This window comes from uncultured Cyclobacterium sp. (assembly GCF_963976465.1).
GTDB lineage: Bacteria > Bacteroidota > Bacteroidia > Cytophagales > Cyclobacteriaceae > Cyclobacterium.
In genome coordinates this window covers 1-7752 of record NZ_CAXBOC010000259.1, presented here as the reverse complement: position 1 = coordinate 7752, position 7752 = coordinate 1, and the positions used below count along the sequence as shown (strand labels likewise).

Below are 7752 nucleotides of genomic sequence, written 5' to 3'. Positions count from 1 at the left end.
TGAATTTACGTTCAAAAATATTGAATAGTAGCCAAGGTCGACCATCCACTTTAATGAAAGGTCCTGCAAACAAAATCCCAAGGAGTAACCATGATAAATAGGTCCTGTATTGATAAAATTTCCCGGAAACCTTTTTGGGAAAAACCCAATGTCTTTTTCCATCCTGATTCACAGTGCCAAGGGCATCTCTGAACTTATCCGGATTTAGATTTTCATTTCTTACAGCCATGATTCTCTTGTTTTATGATAAATGTCGGGTCTGAAAAAGCTTCAAACCCGACCTTTTGGCTTTATTCGGCAGGTTCTACACCCAACTCTTCCTCACCCAAAGCATCTACCGGTTCTTCGATAGTGGGTTCATATTTTTCTCCTTGAGGTTCTTTTGGATTGGCCGGTGAAGTTCCTTGTAGGGACAAAATATAACTTGATACTTGCTGCATTTGCTCAGGGCTTAATTGATCTTGCCATGGAATCATTCCTTTTTCAACCACACCATATTTAACTACCGTAAAGACACTTTTAATATCTCCCCCATGTAACCAATACTCATCAGTTAAGTTTGGACCAACTCCACCTCCACCGTCCATGGCATGGCAGGCCGCACAATTTCCTGCAAATAATTCCTCACCTGCGGCCAAAGCTGGGGTAGATGTATCTAGTTCTACATTGGTTTCGTCAATAGAAGTTAGCATCATAGCTCCCCTTGCTTCCGCTTCAAGTGCCGCCTCCTCCAAAGATGCCTCATATTCTTCAATTTGCGTTTTACCTATACCTAAAACGGTGTAGTTCAAAAAATAAACTACCGCTGAGAAAATCGTTAGGTAAAAGACATATTTTAGCCATGGAGGCATGAAATTATCCAATTCCACAATTCCGTCATAATTATGGTCAAGTTGAATATCTTTTTCTTCAGCAATTGGTTTCACTTTACCAACCACATATTTGGTCTTGAACGACTCCCACCAAGAAGGTTCTTCTGCCAAAGCAGGGTTTTCCTTTCTCATTAATGTCATTAGGAATGACAGCATATAAACCATCACTGCCACAATGATCACAATGACAAGCAAAACGACAGTAATTATGGCTAGTAATAGCAAAGTATTGCTATCGAGCTGCTGCATTTGGGCCAAGAAGCTGGTTTCTGCTTCTTGGGCAAAGCCGGGCACTGCCATAAATAAACACATCAGGGTGACTCCAATCAGTTTAAAGTTTTTCATTCGACTTATCGTTTTGAGGTTCATCATTGAGTGGCATTTCTTTCATGTGGTCCACATAAGTTTTATCTACTTTTAAGACCCACCAAAACATTCCGATAAAGAAAATAACAAATATCAATAAGGAAATGATTGGATAGATCTCAATATTCTCCATTGAACTTAAAATATTTTTTTTCATTTCTTTCTAGTTTATTCGTTTCCGGATCCACCTTTTTTAATATCAGTTCCTAATCGCTGTAGGTAAGAAATCAAGGCTACAATTTCCGTATCCGGTAAAACTTCTATACCTGACTCTTTTAGATTTCCAGCAATTTTTTTGGCCTGACTTTGCAGGTCTTCCAAAGCCCTTTCATCATAACCTTCCTCATAGGGTACGCCTAATTTTTGCATGGTTCTAATTTTCGCTCCAATATTGCTATGGTCCATAATATTGGTGGTCATCCAAGGGTAAGGTGGCATCAAAGAACCCGGTGACATGCTCCTTGGATCTACCATATGGTGATAGTGCCAGCTATCTGGGTATTTCCCCCCTACCCTATGTAAGTCTGGACCGGTACGTTTGGATCCCCATAAAAACGGTCTGTCATAAACATATTCTCCTGCTTTGGAATATTCTCCATATCGCTCAGTTTCAAACCTAAATGGACGAATCATTTGCGAGTGACATCCCACACAACCATTGGCAATATACAAATCTCTTCCCTGCAATTCTAGCGGAGTGTAAGGCTGAACGCTACTAATGGTAGGCACATTAGACTTCACCAATATGGTAGGTATAATCTCTACAATACCACCAATTAGGATGGCTACTGTAGCCAATATGGTAAAAAATACAGGCTTTCTTTCCCATGCCCTGTGCCAGAATTCATTCTTTTCTTCCACGTGTTTTGCTAAAGCCGGAGCTTCATCTTCTTCTTCTTCTAAGAAGGATCCTGCAGCAGCAGTTTTAACCAAATTGTACACCATTAATATGGCACCAGCCAGGTAGAGTAAGCCTCCAAAAGCACGAAGCATATACATGGGCACAATCTGAATGACCGTCTCCAAGAAGTTAGGATAAGCCAAACGACCTGTATCTGCAAATTCTTTCCACATTAAACTTTGGGTGAGGGCTGCCACATACATTGGCAAGGCATAAAACAATATCCCCAAGGTTCCCAACCAAAAGTGGGTATTGGCTAATTTAACGGAGAATAATTTGGTTCTCCACATTCTTGGCCATAACCAATACAGCATGGAGAAAGTTAGAAATCCATTCCACCCTAGTCCACCAATGTGCACGTGAGCGACAATCCAATCCGTATAATGGGCAATGGCATTTACACTTTTTATAGAAAGTAAAGGCCCTTCAAAGGTAGCCATACCATAGGCTGTCACAGCTACCACCATAAACTTTAAGACAGGGTCCACTCTAACCTTATCCCATGCACCTCTTAGGGTGAGCAGTCCATTCACCATCCCACCCCAACTTGGAGCAAGTAGCATGATTGAAAAGGCTACACCTAAAACCTGAGCCCATTCAGGCAATGCGGTATACAAAAGGTGATGTGGGCCTGCCCAAATATAAAGGAAAATTAGGGACCAAAAGTGGACGATAGAGAGCTTATAAGAGAACACAGGCCTATTGGCTGCTTTTGGCAAATAATAGTACATTAAGCCCAAGAAAGGTGTAGTAAGGAAAAATGCTACGGCATTGTGTCCATACCACCATTGTACCAAGGCATCTTGCACTCCGGCATAAGCAGAGTAACTTTTCATAAATGATACCGGCAAAGCGAGGGAGTTAAAAATATGCAGCACTGCTACAGTTACAAATGAAGCCAGGTAAAACCAAATGGCAACATACATGTGTTTTTCACGCCGCTTGATCAGCGTGCCAATCATATTGGCACCAAATGCTACCCAAATGACGGCAATGGCAATATCTATAGGCCATTCAAGTTCTGCATACTCCTTGGATGAAGTTAACCCCAAGGGAAGCGTAATTACTGCAGAGAGAATTATGGCCTGCCATCCCCAAAAGTGGATCCAGCTTAGGGTTTTATTCCACATAGGTGCCTTCAATAGACGAGGCATTGAATAATAAACGCCAGCAAAAATGGCATTTCCTACAAAGGCAAAGATTACCGCATTCGTATGAAGGGGCCTTATCCTTCCAAAGGTCGTATAAGGATTGCCTAAATTTGCTTCGGGTAAGAATAGCTGGGTGGCAGCAAGCAAGCCTATCAGCATTCCGGCCAATCCCCATATCATGGTGGCTGCCCCGAAGAATTTTACGATCTTATTATCGTAACTAAACTTTTCAAGTGTCGTTCCTGACATATCACTTCTTTTTTTTAGGTGGTTTTTTATTTGCTTTACTTTTCGTTTTTTGATCAAATAGTATTCTGATCGCAGGTGTATGTTGGTCATCAAACTGGCCCCCTTTCATCGCTTTGAAAAAAAGCCATAAGAAGCCTCCGGCCATGACTAAACTTATACCTATCAGAACAAATATCACTTCCATAGAATCATCTCTTTATCGTTTAATCCTTTTCTATACGCTTGAAAATTGGTGGCAATTGTTGTAAACAAAACCACAGAAATACTGCTAGCAGGCATTAAAATAGCACATAATACCGGACTTACCAATCCCTGAACAGCAAAAAAGATTCCTACCGCATTGTAGGTAAAACTTAAACCAAAGCTGGCTTTAATAATCTTTCGACCGGTCTTAGCAAAATCCAAATAATCTGGCAAATGATTAAGCTTCCCCCCATCCAATATCCCATCGCTTGCAGGACTAAAATGAGAGATATTGTCAGTAACGGCAATCCCAACCTCACTTGCCTTGAGGGCTCCGGCGTCATTGAGTCCATCACCTACCATCAACACACGCTTTCTGTCCTCTTGCATGTTTCGGATATGTGCCAATTTACTTTTAGGGGATTGCTGAAAATGCATGGAGACATTTTCTCCCAGTGCTTTTTTCAAATATTGCTCTTCATGATTGTGGTCTCCCGAAAGTAAATGTACCTCATAGGAATTCGCTAAATCAGGGACCATTTTCTCTATCCCCTCCCGAATGCTACTGGCAATTCTAAAAACACCCCAATACATCCCATCAATCACCAAATGCACTTCATTGCCCATATTACCAGCATTGTCTGTAGGCCCAACTCCTAAGAATAATGCAGAACCTAAACTTATGGTTTTGGACTTATACTTAGCTTGCAATCCTTTTCCGGGGATTTCCTCCACTTCATGTAATAGCACCGGGTCAATATTTCCTAACCACTGGTTTATACTGTTGCTTAACGGATGTACCGAGTAATTCACCAAAGCCTTAATCATTCGTTTGGATACCTCAGAAAGGTTTTCACCTTGGTAGCTTACTTTTGCCTTGGAGGGAGCTGTCAGGGTACCTGTCTTGTCAAATACAAGACTATCTATACCGGCTAATTTCTCTATCACTTGGGTATTCTTTAAGTAAAAGCCACCCTTTCCAAATATCCGCATCACGTTCCCCAATGTAAATGGAGTAGACATAGCCAGTGCACATGGGCACGTAATAATTAAAACAGAAGTAAAGGCCTTTACCCCAATCGAAACATCACTAAAACCCCAGTAAATCAGTGCCCCAAATGCTATAAAAAGTACCGTGAAAGTAAATTTCCCACTGATTTGGTTGGCCAAGGATGCCAGTGAATCTTTTTGTTCTTCTTTAGAAAATGCATCATGGTTCCAAAGGTCTGTTAAATAGCCCTGAGAAGGAGATTTCTGAACGGCAAGCTTGATAGCTCCCCCCTTCTGTCTACCTCCCGCATATATTAGCTCTCCTTTTTTGACAGGGACAGGGATCGCCTCACCCGTCACAAAACTGTAATCAATGGAAGCTTTGGCATCCAACAATAGGCTATCTGCAGGAACCAGTTCCTCGTTCCTCACTTTTACAATATCTCCTACATCTAACTTGGTTAAAGGAATTACTACTTCACGGTCTTTGACCATTTTGGTAATGGCTATAGGAAAATAAGCTTTGTAATCTCGGTCAAATGAAAGCGTATCAAAAGTTTTTTGTTGGTAATATTTACCCACCAAGAGGAAAAATAACAACCCGCCAAGGGTGTCCAAATAACCTTCTTGCCCGGTAACAAAAATTTCGAACAGGCTGTAAGTAAACAAACTAATGATTCCCAATGCAATGGGCACATCCATATTAACCGAACGATTTCTTACGGCCAACCAGGCAGAGCGGAAATAATCTGTTGCAGAGTAAAAAACAACAGGAAGAGCCAATAGGATATTCAAATAATTAAAAAGGTGATTGAATCCATTGCCCAATAATTCTGTCTCTGAAAAGTATTCGGGCAAACTAAAAAACATCATGTTACCAAAACAAAACCCAGCAACTGCCAATTGGTAAATTAGTTTTTTATCGCTTTTCAAACCTCTTTCTTCTCCTAAATCGGAAAGGTTAATTCTAGGTTCATAGCCTATACGAGAAAGTAATTTAACTATTGATTTTAAACTGGTCTCTTTGGACGAAAATTTAATTTGAACTTTCTTTTTTATGAAATCAACCCTGGAAAAAGTAACTCCAGGATCAAGTTTATATAAGTTTTCTAGAAGCCATATGCAAGAGGCACAATGGATCATGGGTATTGTAAAAGTAACATGGGTTTGCTCCTCATCTCTAAAGTCAATCAGTTTGTTGATTACATCCTCATCATCCAAATAATCAAATCGATTGTCTCTAATTTCTTGTTCTTTCAGATTTGTACCCGGAGTAACTTCTATGTCGTAATAATCACATAAATTATTTTCATTCAACACCTCATAGACAGTCAGGCAACCTGTGCAACAAAAATTCTTTTCATCTCGCACAAGTAACTCATCCTCACAGCCTTCCCCACAATGAAAGCAGCTGACAATTTTGGATTTTTCTATTCTAACTGGCATTTCCTCCATTTTCAGATAAGTTAAACCTTTAATATAAGAAAAAACATAACGATTATTATTAAAAACAGCAAATTATAAAGCCAGATAAAATGACAATTTATCGTACCATAATCCTCCTTTATAAAAATGAAAAAGTACTTTTGCCAAATCAGATTGATTATTTTTGGTGGTTACCAACAATGTTTTCTGGTGTTTGACAGCGTAAGACCAAAAATCCCCAATTCTATCGAAATTGAATTTTATAAATGAGGTTTCTGCAGTATGATCGGCCACCTCCTGGATGATTTCTTGTTCTTCCTTCAATTTTGATTTAGGAATAAAAGCAGGTGAAATGATGGTGGCTTTACTTTCCTGAATATTTACTGAAAACAAGTGGAGAAAATGCTTGATGATCTTAGCTGAGGCAGGTGTCCCATCATAATGGAATAAGAGCCTTTCAAATGATAATGCTTTATCAAACAAAAGTACCGGAGTATCGCATGGTTCTTTCTCTAATAGGCTAGGCTGATCTAGGCCATGTAACCAATCAAGAACTCTTGGCAGATGGGCAGTATAAAGTACCGGTTTCGCCGTTATTTGAAATGTTTTATTATCTGGTTTAGCCCCCAAATTGATTTTAAACCCCTCAGGCAAAGGCATTTCCTGATAAGAAGTGATTAATTCACTTGGGAAGGCAAATTGTGTTTCTAGCTTGGCTTGCATATACCTTTTATTTTCTACAAAGCTAATCCTCAAATACCAAAGCAAACTTGACTATAAGAAGGTGTAAACATGATAAAAGTCATGTTTTAATTGATTGAGCCAGCACTAATAATCAAAACTACTCGTACTAGCCAATCCCTATACCTCACTTATCAAGTGGGCCCCACCATGGCTCATTTAAAAATGAGATTACCTGGTATTTAAATAAAGACCAAAACTTCATTAACTAAGTCTTAAACATACCTAAACAATATCATCTAAATTAGATTATAATAAAATCAAAAATTACAATAATTATTAAATATAATAAATTAAAGATTTTTAGTTTTTTTTTTAATCAATTTTTTAGATAAATATAAGTTTTATATTTTATAAATATTATATTGACCACCTAAAGCTTTAACCACAGTTAATTTTGATAAAATCGGAGAGAATTATTTTTTACCCAATCAAAACAAGAAATACCATAATCAATATTTCACACTACAGCCCAATTGAATTATTATAATAATCCATCTACTAATATTTAACCTTTTCAACAGTATGAAAAAAAGAAAATCTTTTACATTTTACTGGTTCCCGCTATTTTGTATGCTTCTCTTGGGGCTACAATTGGGGCCTATTAAGGCTGCCGATTCCAAAGCTGAAATTCCTGCAAGCGAGGCCTTTAATCTTGTTGATGTAACCATTTCTGGTAAGGTTACCGATGAAAATGGTGAACCCATTCCCGGGGTAACCGTATCAGTCCCGGGCACCAGCCTAGGTACGGCCACTGACATCGATGGTAATTACACCATATCAGTACCTGAACAGTCTACATTGGTTTTCTCCTTCATTGGTTTCAATTCAAAATCAATAGAAATAGGTGACCAAAGTATCCTGAACGTGACCT

7 protein-coding genes and 1 pseudogene are annotated in these 7752 nt (G+C 39.0%); 1 reads left to right on the top strand and 7 read right to left on the bottom strand.

Going from position 1 to position 7752, the window contains the following annotated elements:
• The 7 genes and pseudogenes from AAC037_RS14685 to AAC037_RS14655 form a co-directional block, all read right to left on the bottom strand.
• Positions 1 to 229, bottom strand: a pseudogene (locus AAC037_RS14685) (cytochrome c oxidase accessory protein CcoG); the annotation flags it as partial.
• Positions 230 to 290: 61 nt separating this feature from the next.
• A complete protein-coding gene (locus AAC037_RS14680) occupies positions 291 to 1217 on the bottom strand; it encodes a cbb3-type cytochrome c oxidase N-terminal domain-containing protein (RefSeq protein ID WP_339903687.1) in 927 nt (308 codons plus the stop codon).
• Positions 1204 to 1395 carry a hypothetical protein gene (locus AAC037_RS14675; protein WP_014022899.1) on the bottom strand — a complete coding sequence of 64 codons (192 nt, stop codon included), beginning with the start codon at positions 1393 to 1395 and terminating at the stop codon, positions 1204 to 1206. Before AAC037_RS14675 ends, AAC037_RS14680 begins: the two co-directional genes overlap by 14 nt.
• Before the next feature lie 11 nt (positions 1396 to 1406).
• Positions 1407 to 3539 carry a cytochrome-c oxidase, cbb3-type subunit I gene (ccoN, locus tag AAC037_RS14670; RefSeq protein ID WP_339903686.1) on the bottom strand — a complete coding sequence of 711 codons (2133 nt, stop codon included), beginning with the start codon at positions 3537 to 3539 and terminating at the stop codon, positions 1407 to 1409.
• A gap of 1 nt (position 3540) precedes the next feature.
• Complete coding sequence (gene ccoS / locus AAC037_RS14665; RefSeq protein WP_339903685.1) at positions 3541 to 3723, bottom strand: cbb3-type cytochrome oxidase assembly protein CcoS; 183 nt, start codon at positions 3721 to 3723, stop codon at positions 3541 to 3543.
• The gene (locus AAC037_RS14660) at positions 3714 to 6167 is read right to left on the bottom strand and encodes a heavy metal translocating P-type ATPase metal-binding domain-containing protein (RefSeq protein WP_339903684.1); all 2454 of its coding nucleotides are present in this window, start codon (positions 6165 to 6167) and stop codon (positions 3714 to 3716) included. The genes ccoS and AAC037_RS14660 overlap by 10 nt, the downstream gene beginning before the upstream one ends.
• A 63-nt stretch (positions 6168 to 6230) precedes the next feature.
• Positions 6231 to 6860 (bottom strand): hypothetical protein, encoded by a 630-nt coding sequence (locus tag AAC037_RS14655; protein WP_339903683.1) that lies wholly within the window; start codon positions 6858 to 6860, stop codon positions 6231 to 6233.
• 543 nt (positions 6861 to 7403) lie between these two features.
• On the opposite strand from AAC037_RS14655, the gene AAC037_RS14650 reads away from it, so the two are divergent.
• Positions 7404 to 7752 (top strand): carboxypeptidase-like regulatory domain-containing protein (locus tag AAC037_RS14650; protein ID WP_339903682.1); only part of this gene is annotated, 349 nt, incomplete at its 3' end.